This window comes from Ectobacillus soli (genome assembly GCF_042610425.1).
Classification (GTDB): Bacteria; Bacillota; Bacilli; order Bacillales; family Bacillaceae_G; genus Ectobacillus.
Map to the genome: position 1 here is coordinate 2,217,383 of NZ_JBGJZM010000001.1, position 18,507 is coordinate 2,235,889.

The 18,507-nt window shown below is 38.8% G+C and carries 19 protein-coding genes and 1 other annotated feature (1 of these 20 running past the window's edge); of the genes, 7 read left to right on the plus strand and 12 right to left on the minus strand.

The window, feature by feature from the left end; genetic code table 11:
• Nucleotides 1–29, plus strand: a binding site (T-box leader) (it extends 198 nt beyond the left edge of the window).
• Nucleotides 30–113: 84 nt separating this feature from the next.
• Nucleotides 114–1,103, plus strand: a complete 990-nt coding sequence (gene trpS, locus ACAN53_RS11250; protein ID WP_379969971.1) for a tryptophan--tRNA ligase — start codon at nt 114–116, stop codon at nt 1,101–1,103.
• Nucleotides 1,104–1,168: 65 nt separating this feature from the next.
• Here the strand turns inward: trpS and ACAN53_RS11255 are convergent, their stop codons facing one another.
• The 6 genes from ACAN53_RS11255 to ACAN53_RS11280 all read right to left on the minus strand — a co-directional run bounded on the left by ACAN53_RS11255 (nt 1,169) and on the right by ACAN53_RS11280 (nt 6,845).
• Nucleotides 1,169–1,918 (minus strand): YjbA family protein, encoded by a 750-nt coding sequence (locus ACAN53_RS11255; RefSeq protein WP_379969973.1) that lies wholly within the window; start codon nt 1,916–1,918, stop codon nt 1,169–1,171.
• 119 nt (nt 1,919–2,037) lie between these two features.
• Nucleotides 2,038–2,826 (minus strand): DUF2268 domain-containing putative Zn-dependent protease, encoded by a 789-nt coding sequence (locus ACAN53_RS11260; RefSeq protein ID WP_379969975.1) that lies wholly within the window; start codon nt 2,824–2,826, stop codon nt 2,038–2,040.
• A 105-nt stretch (nt 2,827–2,931) separates the two neighbouring features.
• Nucleotides 2,932–4,173, minus strand: coding sequence for a beta-ketoacyl-ACP synthase II (fabF, locus tag ACAN53_RS11265; protein ID WP_379969976.1), 1,242 nt, complete (start codon nt 4,171–4,173; stop codon nt 2,932–2,934).
• 23 nt (nt 4,174–4,196) lie between these two features.
• Nucleotides 4,197–5,135 carry a beta-ketoacyl-ACP synthase III gene (locus ACAN53_RS11270; RefSeq protein WP_379969978.1) on the minus strand — a complete coding sequence of 313 codons (939 nt, stop codon included), beginning with the start codon at nt 5,133–5,135 and terminating at the stop codon, nt 4,197–4,199.
• Nucleotides 5,136–5,256: 121 nt separating this feature from the next.
• Complete coding sequence (locus ACAN53_RS11275; RefSeq protein ID WP_379969980.1) at nt 5,257–6,051, minus strand: NAD-dependent epimerase/dehydratase family protein; 795 nt, start codon at nt 6,049–6,051, stop codon at nt 5,257–5,259.
• A gap of 68 nt (nt 6,052–6,119) precedes the next feature.
• The gene (locus tag ACAN53_RS11280; RefSeq protein WP_379969982.1) at nt 6,120–6,845 is read right to left on the minus strand and encodes an alpha/beta fold hydrolase; all 726 of its coding nucleotides are present in this window, start codon (nt 6,843–6,845) and stop codon (nt 6,120–6,122) included.
• 150 nt (nt 6,846–6,995) lie between these two features.
• Here ACAN53_RS11280 and ACAN53_RS11285 point away from each other — a divergent pair, with 150 nt between their 5' ends.
• Nucleotides 6,996–7,178, plus strand: a complete 183-nt coding sequence (locus ACAN53_RS11285) for a YjzD family protein (RefSeq protein ID WP_379969984.1) — start codon at nt 6,996–6,998, stop codon at nt 7,176–7,178.
• 41 nt (nt 7,179–7,219) lie between these two features.
• On the opposite strand, the gene clpB is transcribed toward ACAN53_RS11285, so the two are convergent.
• Both clpB and ACAN53_RS11295 read right to left on the minus strand, forming a co-directional pair.
• Entirely contained in the window at nt 7,220–9,823 is a 2,604-nt protein-coding gene (gene clpB / locus ACAN53_RS11290) for an ATP-dependent chaperone ClpB (RefSeq protein ID WP_379969986.1), read from the minus strand.
• A gap of 118 nt (nt 9,824–9,941) precedes the next feature.
• Nucleotides 9,942–10,121: a YjzC family protein gene (locus ACAN53_RS11295; protein WP_379969988.1), complete on the minus strand. Its 180-nt coding sequence runs from the start codon at nt 10,119–10,121 to the stop codon at nt 9,942–9,944.
• Nucleotides 10,122–10,423: 302 nt separating this feature from the next.
• Here ACAN53_RS11295 and ACAN53_RS11300 point away from each other — a divergent pair, with 302 nt between their 5' ends.
• The 3 genes from ACAN53_RS11300 (at nt 10,424) to ACAN53_RS11310 (ending at nt 11,687) form a co-directional block, all read left to right on the plus strand.
• A complete protein-coding gene (locus ACAN53_RS11300; protein ID WP_379969990.1) occupies nt 10,424–11,236 on the plus strand; it encodes a Cof-type HAD-IIB family hydrolase in 813 nt (270 codons plus the stop codon).
• A 101-nt stretch (nt 11,237–11,337) separates the two neighbouring features.
• Nucleotides 11,338–11,490, plus strand: coding sequence for a competence protein (locus ACAN53_RS11305; RefSeq protein WP_379969992.1), 153 nt, complete (start codon nt 11,338–11,340; stop codon nt 11,488–11,490).
• A complete protein-coding gene (locus ACAN53_RS11310) occupies nt 11,490–11,687 on the plus strand; it encodes a DUF3813 domain-containing protein (RefSeq protein WP_379969994.1) in 198 nt (65 codons plus the stop codon). The genes ACAN53_RS11305 and ACAN53_RS11310 overlap by 1 nt, the downstream gene beginning before the upstream one ends.
• A gap of 28 nt (nt 11,688–11,715) precedes the next feature.
• On the opposite strand, the gene ACAN53_RS11315 is transcribed toward ACAN53_RS11310, so the two are convergent.
• On the minus strand, nt 11,716–12,576 hold the full coding sequence (locus tag ACAN53_RS11315) for a YitT family protein (RefSeq protein WP_379970317.1): 861 nt from the start codon (nt 12,574–12,576) through the stop codon (nt 11,716–11,718).
• An 87-nt stretch (nt 12,577–12,663) separates the two neighbouring features.
• On the opposite strand from ACAN53_RS11315, the gene ACAN53_RS11320 reads away from it, so the two are divergent.
• Complete coding sequence (locus tag ACAN53_RS11320; protein ID WP_379969996.1) at nt 12,664–12,795, plus strand: DUF3941 domain-containing protein; 132 nt, start codon at nt 12,664–12,666, stop codon at nt 12,793–12,795.
• Nucleotides 12,796–12,886: 91 nt separating this feature from the next.
• Here ACAN53_RS11320 and ACAN53_RS11325 read toward each other — a convergent pair whose 3' ends face one another.
• Nucleotides 12,887–13,738 (minus strand): CvfB family protein, encoded by an 852-nt coding sequence (locus ACAN53_RS11325; protein WP_379969998.1) that lies wholly within the window; start codon nt 13,736–13,738, stop codon nt 12,887–12,889.
• A 179-nt stretch (nt 13,739–13,917) separates the two neighbouring features.
• Between ACAN53_RS11325 and ACAN53_RS11330 the strand changes: the two genes are divergently transcribed.
• Nucleotides 13,918–14,409, plus strand: a complete 492-nt coding sequence (locus ACAN53_RS11330; RefSeq protein WP_379970000.1) for a YajQ family cyclic di-GMP-binding protein — start codon at nt 13,918–13,920, stop codon at nt 14,407–14,409.
• Between the two features lie 229 nt (nt 14,410–14,638).
• Here the strand turns inward: ACAN53_RS11330 and ACAN53_RS11335 are convergent, their stop codons facing one another.
• Entirely contained in the window at nt 14,639–16,942 is a 2,304-nt protein-coding gene (locus ACAN53_RS11335; RefSeq protein ID WP_379970002.1) for a glycoside hydrolase family 65 protein, read from the minus strand.
• Nucleotides 16,943–17,123: 181 nt separating this feature from the next.
• On the minus strand, nt 17,124–18,167 hold the full coding sequence (locus tag ACAN53_RS11340) for a LacI family DNA-binding transcriptional regulator (RefSeq protein ID WP_379970004.1): 1,044 nt from the start codon (nt 18,165–18,167) through the stop codon (nt 17,124–17,126).
• Between the last annotated feature and the right edge of the window lie 340 nt (nt 18,168–18,507).

Consider the following 18,507-nt stretch of genomic DNA (forward strand, 5'->3'; position numbering starts at 1 on the left):
GGTGGCACCGCGGTCCATTCGTCCCTAGATAGAGGGATGTTTGGGCTTTTTTTATGCCGTTATTTGGATGAACTAGCGCTTAATTAAATTAACGTATCTTAGGAGGTTATAAAATGTCAGTTATATTTTCAGGAATTCAACCAAGTGGTTCGATTACAATTGGAAATTATTTAGGGGCAATGAAGCAATTTGTTGAATTGCAGGATGAACACGATTGTTATTTTTGCATCGTGAATTTGCACGCTATTACCGTACAACAAGATCCTATTGCCTTACGTAAAAATATACGAAATCTTGCTGCCCTATATCTTGCATGCGGAATTGATCCAGAAAAATCTACCTTATTCGTTCAATCCGAAGTTCCTGCACATGCCCAGCTCGGATGGATTATGCAATGTACCTCTTATATTGGTGAATTAGAACGCATGACACAATTTAAAGATAAATCGAAGGGGAAAGATTCTGTTTCTTCAGGGTTGCTTACCTATCCACCGCTTATGGCAGCTGATATTCTTCTCTATAACACGGAGTTGGTTCCTGTTGGAGATGATCAAAAGCAACATATTGAAATTACACGTGATCTTGCTGAACGCTTTAATAATCGGTATCGTGAGGTCTTTACAATTCCTGAGATTCGCATATCAAAGGTAGGCGCGCGCGTTATGTCTCTTGCTGAACCAACGAAAAAAATGAGCAAATCAGATGCAAATGTAAAAGCAATGATCAGTCTTCTTGACGATCCAAAAGCAATTGAAAAGAAAATAAAGAGTGCTGTTACAGATTCCGAAGGCATTGTAAAATACGATAAAGAGAATAAGCCAGGCGTTTCCAATCTTCTTACCATTTATTCTTCCTTCAGCGGAAAAACAATTGAACAGCTAGAAGTACAGTACGAAGGAAAAGGATATGGCGATTTTAAAGCAGACTTAGCACAGGTTATCATTGATGCACTTGCACCAATTCAATCACGTTATCATGAGCTAATTTCCTCTCCTGAACTTGACGATATACTTGAAGCCGGTGCTGAAAAAGCAAACCGCGTAGCAATGAAACAACTTCGAAAAGTAGAAAATGCAATGGGTCTTAGCCGTAAGCGTAGATAACAGCTTAATGTAAGAAAGACCGTCATTCAAATTCTTCGTTTGAATGACGGTCTTTCTTTATCTTCTTATCCTTTTTGCGGTAGTTCCTTTTCAATTTCCCACAGTTTTTCAAAGAAAGGTTGTCCCTTAACGAGACGTTCACACAGATGCTCATGCTTACCCGACCATCCATATTTCACTTCTTCAAATAATTGCTTCCAAACATTATCAAAAGATAAACCTTGAATATCGGAATAGGCACTGGGATTCCATTCCGTATACCAATATCGAATTTCTGCTGCATTCTTCGTTGTATGTAATTGATCTAGTGCCATAAACAATAACTGCTTAAGCTGTCTTTCTTTTCTCGTGAGACCTCTCATCGTAATAGGGGAAGGGGATAAAATATGGTAGTCCTTCCTTTCTTCCGATTGATTAAATGTGTACGACTCAGTTTCTGAATGTTCAATCATGTCATACACCATTTGCTCCTGCCTCGGAATGAGTCTACTTTTACGAATCGGAATATTATATCCGATTGTATCAATTGCGAGAATACCGAATCCATCGGTAATGATGAAGCAATAATCAAGTTGCAATCGTTCATGATTTTTACGAATATACGCTTTTTGATGAATATTCTCCAGTAATGTCACGGGTATATCTAACAATTCGTTCTCCAAATAATGATACAGATCAGAGTCTACTTTTAAAAGCGGGACTTGATCCAGTAGCTCGATTGAATCATCTTTCCGCCACTCAAAGAAATGACATACATTGTAGCCATTCTCTTCACCTTCAAACCAGTTAACCCACACATCATGCAGATATAACATGTTCACCCCTCACTTCACAACTGTTTGTAGCTATCAGTATAAGCAGATAGCAAGGAGTTTATTCCAGTATCTAGAATTTATTACAAAGATACTTGAATTGTTTTTATTGCCTGTTCCCACTACTCGATCGATAGGGGGAACGATTTCGCATACTGTAAAACCTGCATAGCGTTCATAGTAAGCAATTGCTTGCTCGCCACATGTTCCCGCTGTATACAATCCTGTACAATATGAAATCCTACACCATAGCCAAGCATACGCGGATATCCTCTTGAACCGATCAGTAACCGATCGTGTAATGTTTCACCCTTCTTGATATGGCAGGATTGTTTTAGAAACAAGTTCCAGTATCTTACACATTCTTCTTTTGTATAATAGAAAACCCACGGAGCATGCCACTCATATCCGTGTCTCTCCCGAACTGCAGCTTCCGCCAAGCCTTCCATAATCATCGACTCTAGCAACGTACATTCTTCTACCGAGCTGCTTGCATGAAGACGGCACACATGATGATACTCATGGGTAAGCATTGCTTGCATTTCCTTATCTGTGTTCCGGCTACTGGCGAAAAGAAAGATACATGACGATAAAGCAAGGCCAGATTTACCATTATACTCACGTTCCATACTACGATTATAAATATTCGAGGGTAAAAGGTAGACGGGTATATTTGGTCCGTTCAGCCAAACTCTTATACTAGCAAATTCCCTTTGCAACGTTCTATATAGGTGCACTAATTTTTTTAATTCCTCACGCCCCTCTTCATAGGGACGATACATCCCCCATGACAAAAGAAATGCATATATTTCCCGCGGAGAAAGAGGCAAGTGCTCGGTAAAATGCTCGCATATTTTTTCCGGTTGCTCGTAATGTGCTACCAACCATTCATAGGTGTTTTGAACCGTCATCCTTTCACTCCTCTTCTACCATACCGTATAATCCATAATATGTAGGGAGCGTGAATTTGATAAAAAAATCGCCCTCGTCGCTAGAACGAGGGCGATTTTTACTTCTTATGCTTCGTACTTCTTAAAGATAAGTGCTGCGTTATGACCACCAAATCCAAGAGAATTGCTTAGAACTACGTTTACATCTTGCTTACGTGCTTCATTTGGAACGTAATCTAAATCACATTCTGGATCCGGTGTTTCATAGTTAATTGTTGGCGGAATCAATCCGTCTTTAATAGCTTTAACAGAGAAAACAGCTTCTACTGCTCCAGCCGCTCCGAGCATATGACCTGTCATCGATTTCGTTGAACTAATCGCTACATGCGAAGCATGTGCGCCGAATACTTCTTTAATGGCCATTGTTTCATACTTATCATTTGCATCCGTACTCGTACCATGAGCATTAATATAATCAACGTCTTCCGGATGTAAGCCAGCATCTTTAATTGCCTTTTTCATCGCACGTGCGGCACCTTCTCCGCCAGGTGCTGGAAGTGTAATATGGAAGGCATCGCCTGTAGCGCCGTATCCGACGATTTCTGCATAGATATGGGCACCACGCTTTTGCGCATGTTCTAATTCTTCAAGTACTAAAATACCAGAGCCTTCCCCCATAATAAAACCGCTACGGTTTTTATCAAATGGGCGACAAGCTGTGCTTGGATCTTCATTTGTAGATAATGCCTTTGCAGAGCAAAATCCTGCGACTGACATGTTCGTAATTGGCGCCTCTGCACCACCTGTAATCATAGCAATTGCATCTCCGCGTTGAATTGCTTTGAACGAATCACCAATTGAGTTTGCACCTGATGCACAAGCTGTTACAGTACAAGCATTAATCCCTTTTGCTCCTAAGATAATGGACACTTGTCCTGCAGCCATATCTGGAATTAACATTGGAACGAAGAAAGGACTAACACGACGTGCACCTTTATTCATGTAAGTAGTAAACTGCTCTTCATATGTTTCCATACCGCCGATACCAGATCCAATCCAAACTCCAATATCTGCAGCATTTTCTTCGGTTATATCTAATTTTGCATCTTCAACAGCCATTTTGGCAGCAGCAACTGCAAATTGTGTAAAACGATCCATTTTACGTGCTTCTTTTTTATCAATAAATTCTTCGACTTGAAAATCTTTAATTTCAGCAGCAACTTTTGCTGTAAATTTCTCTGCATCTAGACGTGTAAGAGGACCTATTCCTGATATTCCATTACGAATACTATTCCAAGAAGCTTCTACACTATTGCCAACTGGCGTAACAGCACCTAATCCAGTAATAACTACGCGTTTTGGTTCCATAACTTTACCGACACCCCTTTAAATTATTTGCCCCAACGAATAACGACTGCACCCCATACTAAGCCGCCACCAAATCCAACTAGTACAATAACATCATCATCTTTAATTCTACCATTATTTAGTTCTTCCACAATTGCAATAGGAATTGAAGATGCAGACGTATTACCGTATTTTGCAACCGTTTTACTCATCTTCTCTTCTGGAAGACCCAAACGTTGTCTTGAGGATTCCATAATTCTAATATTCGCTTGATGTGGTACGAGAAAATCTACGTCTTCTTTCGTTAATCCTGCTTTTTCAATAACAGAAATTGCAGAATCCCCCATTTGGCGTACGGCAAATTTGAATACTTCTCTACCGTTCATAATGATATGTTTTTGTTCATCTTCATATAAATGCTTACCGCCGCTTCCATCCGCTCCAAGTTCGAATGAAAGAATCCCTCTACCTTCAGAAACAGGTCCGATAATGGCAGCACCTGCACCGTCACCAAATAAGACTGCTGTATTACGATCCGTCCAGTCTGTGATCTTAGATAATTTTTCTACTGCTACCACCAACACATACTTATAGGTTCCGGATTCAATAAATTGCTTAGCAGTAATCATGCCATACATAAAACCGGCACACGCTGCACTAATATCCATTGCCGCAGCATTCTTAGCACCTAGCTTTTCTTGAATCATACATGAAACGGTTGGAAATGGTTGATCAGGCGTTACAGTGGAAACTAAAATTAATTCTATATCTTCAGCGCTGATTCCTGCATCTTTAATTGCTGCTTCAGCTGCTTTTAATGCCATATCTGACGTATTTTCATCATCACTAGCAATGTGTCGTTCTTCAATTCCGGTTCTCGTACGAATCCACTCATCTGAAGTTTCTACTATCTTTTCAAGATCGTGATTTGTGAGCACCTTTTCTGGCACATGTCTTCCAATTCCTACTATTCCAGCATTCACGCTGCACTCCTCCAATTTATATCAATTATTATGACTTGGTACTAATTTTAGCGAAAAAAAATCCATTTGTCTAGAAAAAGTGATAGTGCATTCTTTCTATCCATTTCTCACGACCTGCGTTTCATTTCAAATCATATAGGTACTTATATTGCAGAATATGATGTTTTTGTTCTTGTAGTCCTTGTTCGATTGTATACATAGGTTCATAATCAAAGCATTTTTCTCTTTTATACCTTCCCTTTTCCGATAATTCTACTGTACCACCTAGTATCCTTATCCCTTTTTCCCATGCATCCGCCTCCTTGCTCTCTACATGAAACGTTCCACACTCCTTTGAGCTGCTACACTGAAATAGACATGCAGCTACATCTTCGACAAATATAACATCATCCATGCACTCTTTTACAACAGGAATCGTTTCTTGTCGTAGCTGTGCTTCAAGTAGTTGTTGAAAAACCATGGATCGCGGCTGCCATGGGCCATAGACCGCCGGCACACGAAGAATAAGATAGTTGGGTAAAGTGGCCACTTTTTCTTCTAATGTTGCAAAAGAAAGATTATCGAGATCTTCATTTTCTTTATTGGAAGGAATAGATGACAGTAATATAACTCGTATGGACTGGCTCTCATACAAATTCAAGAAGCTCTGAATAGCAGTCTTATCATAATCATTTGAATTTAGATAACAAATATAAATACAGTCTACTTCTTGATTCCATTCATTCCGTTCTTGCACACAATGATAGGTAAAGCTTGCATTTCTACCAATTAGTAACATTTTTTCCTCGTTCCACATAGAAAAGTGCTGCAAATCCTCTACACCTAAACCAATTACCTCAATCCCCTCCTGCAGCAATCGCTTGACAAGGGCATACCCAATAAACGTAAATGCTCCTACTACCATTACACGCTTCATTTTTTTCCTCCTCTCGTATGATTTTCATATATCTTCGTATGTAGCAAGCCCCTTATGTAAGGAGCTTGCTACAATTTTTCATTATTTCTATAAAACTGACTGATGGCATCAGCCATATTGTATTTGCTTTCAGGAAAGTGAAAAAGAAGAAATACGTCACCTGTCTTGCTATGAAATTGTTCGAAATCACGAATTACCATTTTTCGTTCATTCTTTTCATGAATCGGAACCAATAATTGTACTGGAATTGAAGAAGGATTGTTTTGAAACGTTTTCGAAGAAATCGCTTGGATCATATTGTCTTCCGATTGATAAGCAATCGTTAGTTCTCGCAAGAGCCGCTTATAAAAAAACTTATGCTCTCTTTCCAGTTCAATATGACGCGGAAGATGTAAACAAGGATTTATTAATACGGCAGACCGAATATAAGATGGATTATTATGCATAATTTGCAAAGCAACAAGTGCTCCCATCCCTTCTGCTATAATATGAATGTTTTCATTTAAAATTTCCTTTTTCATTACAACATGATACAAACGTTTTGCAAGTGTAACGGCAGCATTACTCCCCCAGTGTCGTCCATATAAATTTGAAGTAAAAATTGTATATCCTTTTCTAACTAAAGCGTTCAAGAGCTTTGCTTTACCATTATGCTGCATCCATAAACTTGTACGATTATCAACAAAATGATTATAATCACCGAGTAATAAAATTCCAAATCCATTCGGTCGATCTGACAAATGAATGACACACGGTTCATTTTCTAAAGTAAAGAAACGCTCTACAATGCTCATATTATCCCTTCCTTACTTACATACGTGACATATTTCCTACTAATACTGTATGTAGTAGAATGCGTTTTGCCTTCTCTAAAAAATATTTTTATAATCTTCATTCATTTGTGTTACAATAAATGAAGAATGAACAATAGGGGTGTGGAGAATATGAAATACATTTCTTCTTTTTTCTGGTCATTTGTTCTTGTACAAATGGCAAGCTATGTAATTAGCAGTATGACTAGTACGAAATACGACTTTACACAATCTACACTTATGTCGGTTGTAATTACTGTATTAATTCTTCTTATTGCAAGCTTAGTTCCAAACGAACCTTCAAAACAACATTAATAAAAAAAGGCTGACAATATGTCAGCCTTTTTTATATCCATTTACTTTGTTTTCACTGACAATTCTCCTTTTTCAGCATCTATAACAACCGTACTATCATCATGAATGGTACCGGCTATTAACTCCCGTGCTAGCTTTGTTTCCACTTGTCGTTGAATAAATCGTTTTAATGGACGCGCTCCGTATGCAGGATCAAATGCTGAATCTGCAATAAATTGCTTAGCTTCTACTGATAATGTAATCTGAATGTTTCGTTCTGCTAACCGCACTCCAAGCTCTTGAATCAATTTATCAATGATGGCAAGTATTTCTTTCATCGTTAATGGCTTAAACAAAATTGTCTCGTCAACGCGATTTAGAAATTCTGGACGAAAGTGAGTACGTAATTGTTGAAAAACTTGCTTACGTGCTTCTTCTTTTATACTGCCATCATCCGCAAGTCCTTCTAATAAATAATGAGATCCAATATTAGATGTCATAATAATAACAGTATTTTTGAAGTCAACCGTTCTTCCTTGCGAATCGGTAATACGCCCATCATCTAGCATCTGCAATAAGATATTAAATACTTCTGGATGTGCCTTTTCAATTTCATCTAGTAGGATAACCGAATACGGTTTGCGCCGAACGGCTTCCGTCAGTTGACCGCCCTCTTCATACCCAACATATCCTGGAGGAGCTCCGACAAGACGGGAGACAGAATGTTTTTCCATGTATTCAGACATGTCGATACGAATCATGTGCTCCTCACTATCAAACAAAGACTGTGCAAGTGTTTTAGCAAGTTCTGTTTTACCAACACCTGTTGGACCAAGAAATAAGAAGGAACCAATGGGGCGATTCGGATCTTTAATACCTGCACGTGCACGAAGTACCGCATCCGCTACAAGCTGAACAGCTTCTTCTTGTCCCACAACACGCTGCGACAAAATGTCCTCTAAGCGAAGAAGTTTTTCCCGTTCTCCTTCTACCAGCTTGGTCACTGGAATCCCTGTCCAGCGCGATACAATGGAGGCAATTTCTTCTTCTGTTACTTCTTCCCGAAGCAAGCGATTATCACTTTGTTTTTCTGTTGCTTCTTCTTCCGCTTGCTTGATTTCTTTCTCAAGCGCTGGAATGCGCCCATGCCGAAGTTCCGCTGCTTTATTTAAATCATATTTTCCTTCTGCTTCCTCTAAATCACGTCGAAGGGCTTCAAGTTGTGTACGTAATTCACGAACATGCTGAATTTCACCCTTTTCTTGCTGCCACTGTGCCCGCATCGTATGAGCTTGATCCTTCCACTCTGCTAGTTCACGTCGCAAAGCATCAAGACGTTTCTTACTTCCTTCATCCTTTTCCTTGCTAAGTGCTGCTTCTTCAATTTCGAGTTGCATAATTCGTCTTGTTACCTCGTCAAGCTCTGTTGGCAAAGAATCAATTTCAGTACGAATTGTCGCACATGCTTCGTCCACTAAATCGATTGCTTTGTCTGGTAAAAAACGATCAGAAATATACCGATCTGATAATGTTGCTGCTGCAACTAGTGCACGGTCATGAATATTTACGCCATGATAAATCTCAAATCGTTCCTTTAATCCACGCAAAATTGAAATTGAATCTATGACAGTTGGTTCTTCGACAAGCACTTGTTGAAAACGGCGTTCAAGTGCTGGATCTTTCTCGATATACTTTCGATATTCATCAAGTGTTGTAGCACCAATGCAGTGGAGTTCCCCCCGTGCAAGCATTGGCTTTAGCATATTACCAGCATCCATGGCACCTTCTGTTTTTCCAGCCCCCACGATTGTGTGCAACTCATCAATAAATAGAAGAACTCGTCCTTCACTTTTTTTCACTTCATTTAATACGGCTTGTAATCGTTCTTCAAACTCTCCTCGAAACTTAGCACCCGCAACAAGAGCACTTAAGTCAAGAGAAAATACCGTTTTATCCTTTAGTCCTTCTGGAACATCTTTGCGAACAATACGTTGGGCAAGACCTTCTACAATTGCGGTTTTCCCTACCCCTGGTTCCCCGATAAGAACCGGGTTGTTTTTCGTTTTTCTTGATAATATACGAATCACACGGCGAATTTCACTATCACGCCCAATAACAGGATCAATTTTTCCCTGGCGTACCTCTTGTACGAGATCACGGCCATACTTTTCCAATGCTTCATACGTAGTTTCTGGATTTTGACTCGTCACGCGCTGATTCCCCCTTATTTCCATTAAAACAGTTAGCATCTGCTCTTTTTGTATATGAAACGAATGTAATAACTGAACAATATCATAGTTTTTCTTTTCATCGCATAACGCCAGCATCACATGTTCAACCGACAGATAATCATCATGTAAATGGTTTTTCTCTTGTTCCGCTCTTCCAAAAAGCTCTTCTACATTAGCGGTAATATACATCTTTCCTATTTCAGAACCCGCTCCCGTAACACTTGGTTTTTTAGCAAGTAGCTTTTGTAATTGATCTGTAAAATTAGAGATGGAGACACCAAGCTTCGTTAGTAAACGAGAGGCTAAATCCTCTTGCTCAACTAATGCGAAAAGAATATGAATCGTATCCACCTCTTGATGATGATGAGATGTTGCAATCTTCTGCGCCTTGACAAACGCTTCCTGTGTCTTTTGCGTCATTTGATTGAAATCCATATGCATTCCCTTCTTTCAAAAAGTTTGACCTTTTTTGACCTTTACACATTTATTATATTCTGTTTTGTAAATTTTACAATAAAAAGCTGTCTCTTTTTTAAAAAGAGACAGCTTTTCGTTACGGTTTTCGTTTATATGTCCATTGCCGATTATGATTACTTACATCTGGAAATACATCACCGGCTTGTAGTGTTACTTTTTGTGGATCTTTCACCATACTACCTGTTTCCCCAACTTCTACATATTCCCCATTATTTGGTGCTTTCTGCCCTGGTCTAAATCGATGACTTTGCCCCATCCTATCTCTCCTTACTATTTTATTTACCTTAGTATGTCCCTTTTTGCGCAAAAAAAAACTGACCATTCAGGTCAGCTCATAAAGGAGAGTCAAACAACTTATACGAGAAGATTACATTAGTTATTATAAGCGCTTTCTTTTTTGAATGTAACCCCTTTCACAAAGTATACATAATTTTCACTCTTTTTATGATGAAATTCAATTCCCATCTTGACTAAACTTATCTTTCGCGCCTAGACAAATATGTAAACATGGACGTAATATAAAATAGAATACCAAATAATTACTAAAAAGGTGAACCTATGACTGATAAACATTTAATCGCACTTGATTTAGATGGTACTTTACTAAAAGATGATAAAACAATTTCATTAAGAACTAAAATTGCCCTTCAAAAAGCGCGTGAATTAGGTCATATCGTTGCCATTTCAACGGGTCGACCATACCGAGCAAGCAGCCTCTACTATCATGAATTACAACTTGATACTCCGATTGTAAATTTTAACGGTGCCTATGTACATCATCCATTAGATGCATCATGGGGACAGTATCATACTCCCCTACATGTCAGCACATCAAAGGAGATTATTGAAGCCTGCTCCCAATTCGGTATTAAAAATATGTATGCCGAAGTTGGTGATGATGTTTACGCAAACTTCAAGGATGAAGGTCTCAACCATATTTTCCAATTAGGATCACCGAAGATTTATACCGGGGATTTACTTCATATGTTAAACGATCATCCAACGTGCTTGCTTATCGATGCAGAGGAATCAAAAGTTGAAAATATCCGCCAACATTTAACAAACGCACATGCCGAAATCATTGATCATCGCCGCTGGGCAAGTCCTTGGCACATTATTGAAATTGTAAAAAGCGGCATGAACAAAGCGATTGGGCTTCAAAAGCTAACTGAGTATTATGGAATACCGAAAGCAAATGTCATTGCCTTTGGTGATGAAGATAATGATCTTGAAATGATTGATTTTGCAGGACGGGGAATTGCGATGGGAAATGCGATTGACCGGCTAAAAACAATTGCCAATGATGTTACCCTTACAAACGAAGAAGATGGCATCGCCATTTATTTAGAAAGCCTTCTTAACTTGAAGTAACTTCCAATTGTAATTTATTATTTCTGACACATACTATATTTGACACATTCATACCGTGTGTCCAGTATAGTATGTAAATTGCTTGAACTGGGGGAATAATGATGGGTAAAAAAAACAAGTCGAAACGTTTTATCCAACAAGGTTGTGACTCTGTAAGCAAGCATGATGAACAGTTTCCATATCGACATACTCTTGCCGAAGCAGAAGCAGAAGCAGAAAAGATGAGAAATCAATCCTTTTCCGGAGGTTTCTAATGGGGAATATGCTCTTTCAACAAGCTAGAGATGCAGTAGGACATGCAGTTTCGTGTAATGATTCCAATGAACAATCGGTTCTTATCGAAAAAGCTAAAAATGCACTTTCCTCTGCCTACAGTAATTCAACAACTGCTGAAAAACAGCAGCTACGCCAATTGCAACAGGAAATACAAGCAATTGAACACATTCACTAAGAGGGCGATTTGCCCTCTTTTTCCTCTTCTAATCCTTGCGAAACAAACCAAAAACTGATTCTGTATGAACAACATTCGTAAAAGCATGAGGGTCAACTGCTTGAATAATCTTCATTAATTCATATAACTCGTACCGTGAAAATACAATCATCAGCAATTCCTTCTGACTATTTGTATATGCTCCCGTTGCCGGAACCGTTGTAATTCCCCGAACGAGATTCGATTGAATTGCTTTGCGTAACGCATCGCCTTGCTGCGTCACAATAAACGCCGTAAGCTTTACATAACGTGTGTGAATCGTATCAATTACACGTGTAGACGCATACAAGGAAACAAGGGTGTATAAAGCCTTCTCCCAACCAAAAAGGGCCCCTGCACATAGAATAATGATGGCATTAAAAAGGAAAAAATATGTTCCAATCGGCTTTCCTTTCTTATGAGACACGATCATTGCGATAATATCTAATCCCCCGGTAGATGCCCCCCATTTCAAAGCCAAACCCGTTCCAATTGCAACAATTACACCACCAAATACTGCATTTAAAATAATATTATCCGATACGCTTTGTACAGGGATTATTTCTAGAAATAACGTAGTAAATACAATGCTTAAAAAACTAAAAAAGGTAAATGATTTTCCTACCTGTTTCCAGGCAACGAGAACAATAGGAATATTAAACAAAATATATAACGTTCCAGTTGAAATGGATACATGCATATAATCCGCTAGCACCCGAGAAAGCAATTGGGCCAGCCCTGCAAACCCACTTGCATATACATTAGCAGGAATTAAAAATAAATTCATCCCAAGTCCTGCTAATATACCTCCAATTATGACAATACCTAGCTTTTGAGCTTTTTCAAAATAGCCTTGTTTCCGCTCCGACATTTGCCCCATCCTTTCCCTTCTATCTCATACATAGTCTATACGGAATCGGAAAAGCTAAACGTACGGAATGATAAGGAGGAAAGAAGTATGGCAAAGACAAGCGATAACGATAAAAAAGCAAAGGATAATCAAGCAAAACGTGAGAAAAAAAATGAAGAAACGCTAAGCAATGCGAGCAAGGGAAAGCATTCTTATTCTGAAAAAACAGATCATCTATAAAGAAAAGGGCTATCCAAAATTAAAAGATGGCACTGAAATTGTCATTCAGTGCCATAATTAAATAGGAATAGCCCTTTTCTTTTCGTTTTACTTACTTTTTAAAATACGTCCATCCCTCTTCTTGATATACCTTTTCTTCCTTCATTAATTTACCGAGTGCCCGTTTAAATGCAGCCTTGCTCATTCCAAAACGCTCGGAAATATCTTCAGGTGAGCTTTTGTCCCAAAACGGCATAGCCCCCCCGCGCCCTTCCATATATAAGTAAATAAACTCAGCATCTGTATCCATACCTTCTTGCTTGAGAGGCAAAAGAGAAATGTTGATCGTACCATCTTCTTTCACATCAATAACCCGCCCTGTTACTCTTTCTCCCAAACGGGGCTCTTGCTTACGCTGTGAACTATGAAGGAACGCAATAAAATGCTCATCTGTGTATACACTAGAACCGACATGCATCGTTCTAAATACACGGCCGCTTATGCTTTTATTTAGCATAGAAGGCGTTGCCTTCACAGCATTTTCCTTACATATTTCAGGACTTGCGACAATCGCAATCAGACGATTCGTATGCGTTTCCTTTAAACGGCAGTACAGTTCGTCTCCTTCTTCTGGCCATACTCCTATAAAGCCCGGTAATTCATCGAATGGCACAAGAATATCCTTCGAAACACCAATATCAACAAATGCTCCCGTACGATTAACAACCTTTACAACCTTCGCCCAGCTATAACCTTCCGTTGTAACATACGGTGTTTTCATTGTGGCAGTTACACGACCTTGATGATCATAATACAAAAAAGTTGAAATGCTGTCGCCTTCTTCAATTTCACCAATTACTTCATTTTTATGTAAAAACACTTGTTCCGCTTCATTTCCTACCATATACCCAATTTCAGTTTCACGGAGCACAGTTACAGTTACCATTGATCCTAATTTTAACATGTACACAATCCTTTCTTTTCAAACTACGTTAGTGTTTTGAATTCACAATTTGTAGCGTTCCAAACAACGAACCATTATATCATGTTTTCACTCCTGATTGTTACTTTCCCCTAATTTTCGTATAATGATAACTACATGAGTTTATTAGTCTTTAGAAATAAAGGTTGGAGGTGCTTTACATGGCAAAGGATATCTCGTTTGATGTCGTTTCAGAAGTTGAAATGCCAGAGGTAACAAATGCTGTAAACTTGGCATTAAAAGAAATACTGAACCGCTATGATTTTAAGGGAAGCAAATGTGATATTACGTTAGAAAAAGAAAATTTAGTTCTTGTCGCAGACGATGAATATAAGCTCGGACAATTAAAGGATGTACTGCTTAGCAAGCTAATCAAACGCGGGGTGGCCATAAAAAATTTAGACTATGGAAAAATCGAAAATGCTACCGGTAGTACGATACGCCAACGCGTCGTCTTAAAACAAGGAATTGACAAAGACGATGCTAAAAAAATTAACACACTTATTAAAAACAGTAAATTAAAAGTAAAAAGCCAAATCCAAGATGATCAAATACGCGTCTCAGGAAAAAGCCGCGACGACCTACAAACCATCATCGCAGCCATACGCCAAGAAGACCTATCAGTAGAAGTACAATTTATAAATTATAGATAGAAAAGCGGAGCCGGCTCGTTCAGCTCCGGAGGGCAGAGGTTCTCTGACCGGAAGGAGCTAGCCGGCGAAGCTAGATCAAGAAAAGCGGAATCGACTTGTTCAGCCCCATAGGGCGAGGGTTCTCTGACCGGAGGGGCTAGTCGATGGAGCTAGATCAAGAAAAGCGGAGCCGGCTTGTTCAGCTCCACAAAAAAATCGCCCTTTCAAGGCGATTTTTTTATCCTAATGATTAATTATTGTGAATAATAGCCTTGCTAAGGGATCCGTTTGCTGGGAGCACAAAGGTTTCTCCGTAAAGGGACAATGGTAATTCCATCCCTTCATCCTGCGTAAGTACTACTGTTTCTTTCGTTACGTTCACTTTTATTTGATGTCCGCGATACACAATACGAAACGAGTAACTATCCCACGCAGATGGAATAAACGGTGCAAAAGAAATGGATTCATGATCCGTTCTCATCCCTGCGAATCCTTGCACAATAGCAAGCCATGAACCCGTCATGCTCGTAATATGCAATCCATCCTCAGTATCATTGTTATAATTATCTAAATCAAGACGAGCCGTTCGATTGTACATTTCATATGCCTTTTCTTCCATACCTAACTCTGCAGCAAGAATGGAATGAACACAAGGTGACAAACTAGACTCATGCACCGTCATTGGCTCATAAAATTCAAAGTTACGGCGCTTCTCTTCTATTGTATACCGATCATTAAAGAAATAGATTCCTTGCAGAACATCTGCTTGTTTAATAAAGCAGCTGCGCAGTACTTTATCCCAAGACCAGTTTTGATTAAGCGGCTGTTCTTCTAAAGAAAGCGTGTCAACCGTACGCAAATCCTTATCTAAAAACGTATCATGCTGTACAAATACTCCTAGCTCTTCGTCATATGGATAATACATATGATTTACAATATGATTCCATTTCGTTTTTTCTTCTTTTGTGATAGCAAGATCTTTCAGACGTTCTTCACCGCCACTTTGTTGCAGATAGTCTACCACTTGTAGTGTATACTGCAAGGTCCATGCTGCTATCGTATTTGTATACCAGTTGTTGTTACTATTGTTTTCATACTCATTCGGACCGGTTACCCCATGAATCATATATACTTGTTTCTTTTTATTATAGTGAACACGATCTGCCCAGAAGCGAGATATCCCTATCAGTACATCGATACCATATTCTTTTAAATACAGCTTATCCCCTGTATAGTTTACATAATTATATATACCATAAGCAATCGCACCATTACGATGGATTTCTTCAAATGTAATTTCCCATTCATTATGACATTCAATGCCCGTAAAGGTTACCATCGGATACAATGCGCCTGCAAGTCCTTGCTTCTTTGCATTTACGTATGCTTGTGGCAGCTGATTATAACGATAAATTGCTAGATTACGAGCAACTTCGGGCTCTGCTGTTCCTAAGTATAAGGGTAAGGCATACGCTTCCGTATCCCAATAAGTCGCACCACCGTACTTCTCACCTGTAAATCCCTTTGGGCCGATGTTTAGCCGTGCATCCTCCCCGTAATACGTGGAAAATAGCTGAAATAAATTGAATCGAATCCCTTGCTGCGCCTCTTCGTCCCCTTGTATTTCAACATCCGCCATGCGCCAACGTGAAAGCCAGCCACCTGTATGTTCTTCCAATATAACAGCATACCCTTTATCAATGTTCCTCTGCAGTACTTCATTCCCTTTATGAACAAGATGTGTTCGGTCGTAGTCTCGGTCCGTCGTTATGGCTATATATTTATAAAGAGTAATACGTTTGCCGCTCCTTCCTTCTATATCAAAACGATTCTCGATATATTCATCCTTACTTAGAGTCCTAACTGCTTTCACATTTCCCTCTACTCTAATCTTCATAGTAGCCGCTACTTCAAAAGTAGGTGTTCCAAACGAATTATCCTTTGTACGCATCACAAGCGATCCTTCATAAGGCTTGACAACCTTACTCACTTCCACCCAAAAATCTTCTTCATAATTCGAATCTTCATTTCGTACATCTCCGTCAAGATACGGCACAAACGTAATCGTTCCATCATAATTTATAGGCGTAGCAGAATAGGAAATAACAGCAAGTTCTGCATCAGAAACGGACAAGAAACGAACAACTTCAAATTTTGTTTTCTTTCCTTCTTGATCGACTATAAATGAGCGAGAAAGTAGACCATGCTGCATATCCAAATTGCGGTGATACTCTACCATTTCGGACTTAAATAAATCAATTTCTTCCCCGTTTACAAATACGCGAATGCCGATAAAATTAATTGCATTAATTACTTTTCCAAAATAATCTGGGTAGCCATTTTTCCACCAGCCGACACGTGTTTTATCTGGAAACCAAACTCCTGCTACATAGGAACCACGATGTGAATCGCCTGAATACGTTTCTTCAAAGTTTCCACGCATCCCCATATGACCGTTTCCAATACTAGTCATACTTTCAGCAAGTCGAAATTCTTCTTTATTCAGCTTATTCTCAATAATTTTCCAATAATCTACATCAAATAATCGTTTCATACGATTCTCACCTTTTCTTATAAAATTAGTGCAATCGGTTGCACTTATATCTATACCCTATCCCATTTCCCTTTCACTTTATATCCGTCTCTATCAGTAAAAAGAGAATCGTTTCGTGATTTGTTCAAGAAACACTTTATTTCTCGTTTAACATACTAAATTTTTTAAACTACAACCTGATCTATATCGTTTTAAATTGATTTTTGTTATAAACTTTGCATGTTTGTCTGATTACAAGCTTGTGCGGTACGATAATACTCTTTGGTGAAAGATTCGGAGTTTCCACTTTTTCAATTAGGCTTTTTACTGCCTCATACCCCAGTTGATAAATTTTCACATCCACAGATGTTAATGGCGGGTATGCAAGTTCTGCAAAAATGACGTTGTTAAAGCTAATGACAGAAACTTTATCAGGAACACTGTAGCCTTTTTCAGAAAGTGTACTTAAAACCCCAAGGGCCATTATATCGTCTGTTACTACAATTGCTGTAGGCGCAGTAGCATACTCCATAAGATGCTCCACAGCAAGTTGTCCTCCCTCTCGCAAAAGCTCCATATAGCATACATATTCATTTGGTAACTCAATATTAGCAAGCCTTAAAGCGGCTTTATATCCTGCTAGCCGCTCCTTTGTTACCATCAAATTCGGACTACCTCCAATGAATGCAATTCGCTTATGACCAAGAGAAAGCAAATATTCGGTCACTTCTCGTCCAGCTACGTAGTTATCATTATCAATGTACGTAATGTTTTCAATCGTATGATTTGGCTTTCCAATCAAAACAAAAGGAAATTGCTGTTCATTTAAATACATCACAACTTTATCATCAATACGGGAATACAATACAATGATGCCATCTACCCGTTTTCCTTGTACCATTTTAACAACACCATCAAAGATTTCCTCTTCCGTCTCTCCTGTAGACATATATAAAGAATAATCTTTCATATGTGCATAGGAGCTAATCCCTCTTATTACCTCTGGGAAGAAAGGATTTTGAAATGATGTATTAGCAGAACTCGGCATGACTAAACCAATTGCTTGTGTCGTTTGATTTGCTAAACTACGGGCATTCATATTTGGATGATAGCCAAGTTCATCCATGATTTTACGAACCCTTTTTTTTGTCTTTTCACTAATGCGAGGACTATTTGCAATAACGCGAGACACTGTGGATGGTGCGACATTAGCTTTTTTAGCGACATCTTTAATTGTAATAGCCATTTCACACCATCCTTTCTCTGTTTCAATCTTGTGCTACAGATTAACGGTTCACCTCTTTCAAGTGATGTTAACCTTTATAGCCGCCTGATTTTGTGTAACTCCATTCAAGGTAGCTTCTGAAATAAGTTTCACTTTTGATTAGGTTTATTATACCATTAAGAACCTTGAGTTTTATAAATTTCAAGCGTTTTCTTTATCTTCCTAACTATAGATATATGACTTACCCTTTTTCAAAATTCATTGACTTTAGACTCCCTGAATACTACTCTTAAAAAGAAAGAGCAATCGTTTGCTCATCTATCCTTTATCCCACATTAGCTAGGATTTTGAACGTTCACTT

What these genes read in the sequence shown, in the direction of transcription:
- ACAN53_RS11255 (WP_379969973.1), bottom strand. Translation starts at nt 1,918, where the DNA reads ATGTTATATCTGCATGATGTGTGGGTTAACTGGTTTGAAGGTGAAGAG.
- clpB (WP_379969986.1), bottom strand. Translation starts at nt 9,823, where the DNA reads ATGGATTTCAATCAAATGACGCAAAAGACACAGGAAGCGTTTGTCAAG.
- ACAN53_RS11260 (WP_379969975.1), bottom strand. Translation starts at nt 2,826, where the DNA reads ATGACGGTTCAAAACACCTATGAATGGTTGGTAGCACATTACGAGCAA.
- ACAN53_RS11330 (WP_379970000.1), top strand. Translation starts at nt 13,918, where the DNA reads ATGGCAAAGGATATCTCGTTTGATGTCGTTTCAGAAGTTGAAATGCCA.
- ACAN53_RS11325 (WP_379969998.1), bottom strand. Translation starts at nt 13,738, where the DNA reads ATGTTAAAATTAGGATCAATGGTAACTGTAACTGTGCTCCGTGAAACT.
- ACAN53_RS11310 (WP_379969994.1), top strand. Translation starts at nt 11,490, where the DNA reads ATGGGGAATATGCTCTTTCAACAAGCTAGAGATGCAGTAGGACATGCA.
- ACAN53_RS11285 (WP_379969984.1), top strand. Translation starts at nt 6,996, where the DNA reads ATGAAATACATTTCTTCTTTTTTCTGGTCATTTGTTCTTGTACAAATG.
- ACAN53_RS11280 (WP_379969982.1), bottom strand. Translation starts at nt 6,845, where the DNA reads ATGAGCATTGTAGAGCGTTTCTTTACTTTAGAAAATGAACCGTGTGTC.
- ACAN53_RS11305 (WP_379969992.1), top strand. Translation starts at nt 11,338, where the DNA reads ATGGGTAAAAAAAACAAGTCGAAACGTTTTATCCAACAAGGTTGTGAC.
- ACAN53_RS11275 (WP_379969980.1), bottom strand. Translation starts at nt 6,051, where the DNA reads ATGAAGCGTGTAATGGTAGTAGGAGCATTTACGTTTATTGGGTATGCC.
- ACAN53_RS11315 (WP_379970317.1), bottom strand. Translation starts at nt 12,576, where the DNA reads ATGTCGGAGCGGAAACAAGGCTATTTTGAAAAAGCTCAAAAGCTAGGT.
- ACAN53_RS11295 (WP_379969988.1), bottom strand. Translation starts at nt 10,121, where the DNA reads ATGGGGCAAAGTCATCGATTTAGACCAGGGCAGAAAGCACCAAATAAT.
- ACAN53_RS11340 (WP_379970004.1), bottom strand. Translation starts at nt 18,167, where the DNA reads ATGGCTATTACAATTAAAGATGTCGCTAAAAAAGCTAATGTCGCACCA.
- ACAN53_RS11300 (WP_379969990.1), top strand. Translation starts at nt 10,424, where the DNA reads ATGACTGATAAACATTTAATCGCACTTGATTTAGATGGTACTTTACTA.
- fabF (WP_379969976.1), bottom strand. Translation starts at nt 4,173, where the DNA reads ATGGAACCAAAACGCGTAGTTATTACTGGATTAGGTGCTGTTACGCCA.
- trpS (WP_379969971.1), top strand. Translation starts at nt 114, where the DNA reads ATGTCAGTTATATTTTCAGGAATTCAACCAAGTGGTTCGATTACAATT.
- ACAN53_RS11320 (WP_379969996.1), top strand. Translation starts at nt 12,664, where the DNA reads ATGGCAAAGACAAGCGATAACGATAAAAAAGCAAAGGATAATCAAGCA.
- ACAN53_RS11335 (WP_379970002.1), bottom strand. Translation starts at nt 16,942, where the DNA reads ATGAAACGATTATTTGATGTAGATTATTGGAAAATTATTGAGAATAAG.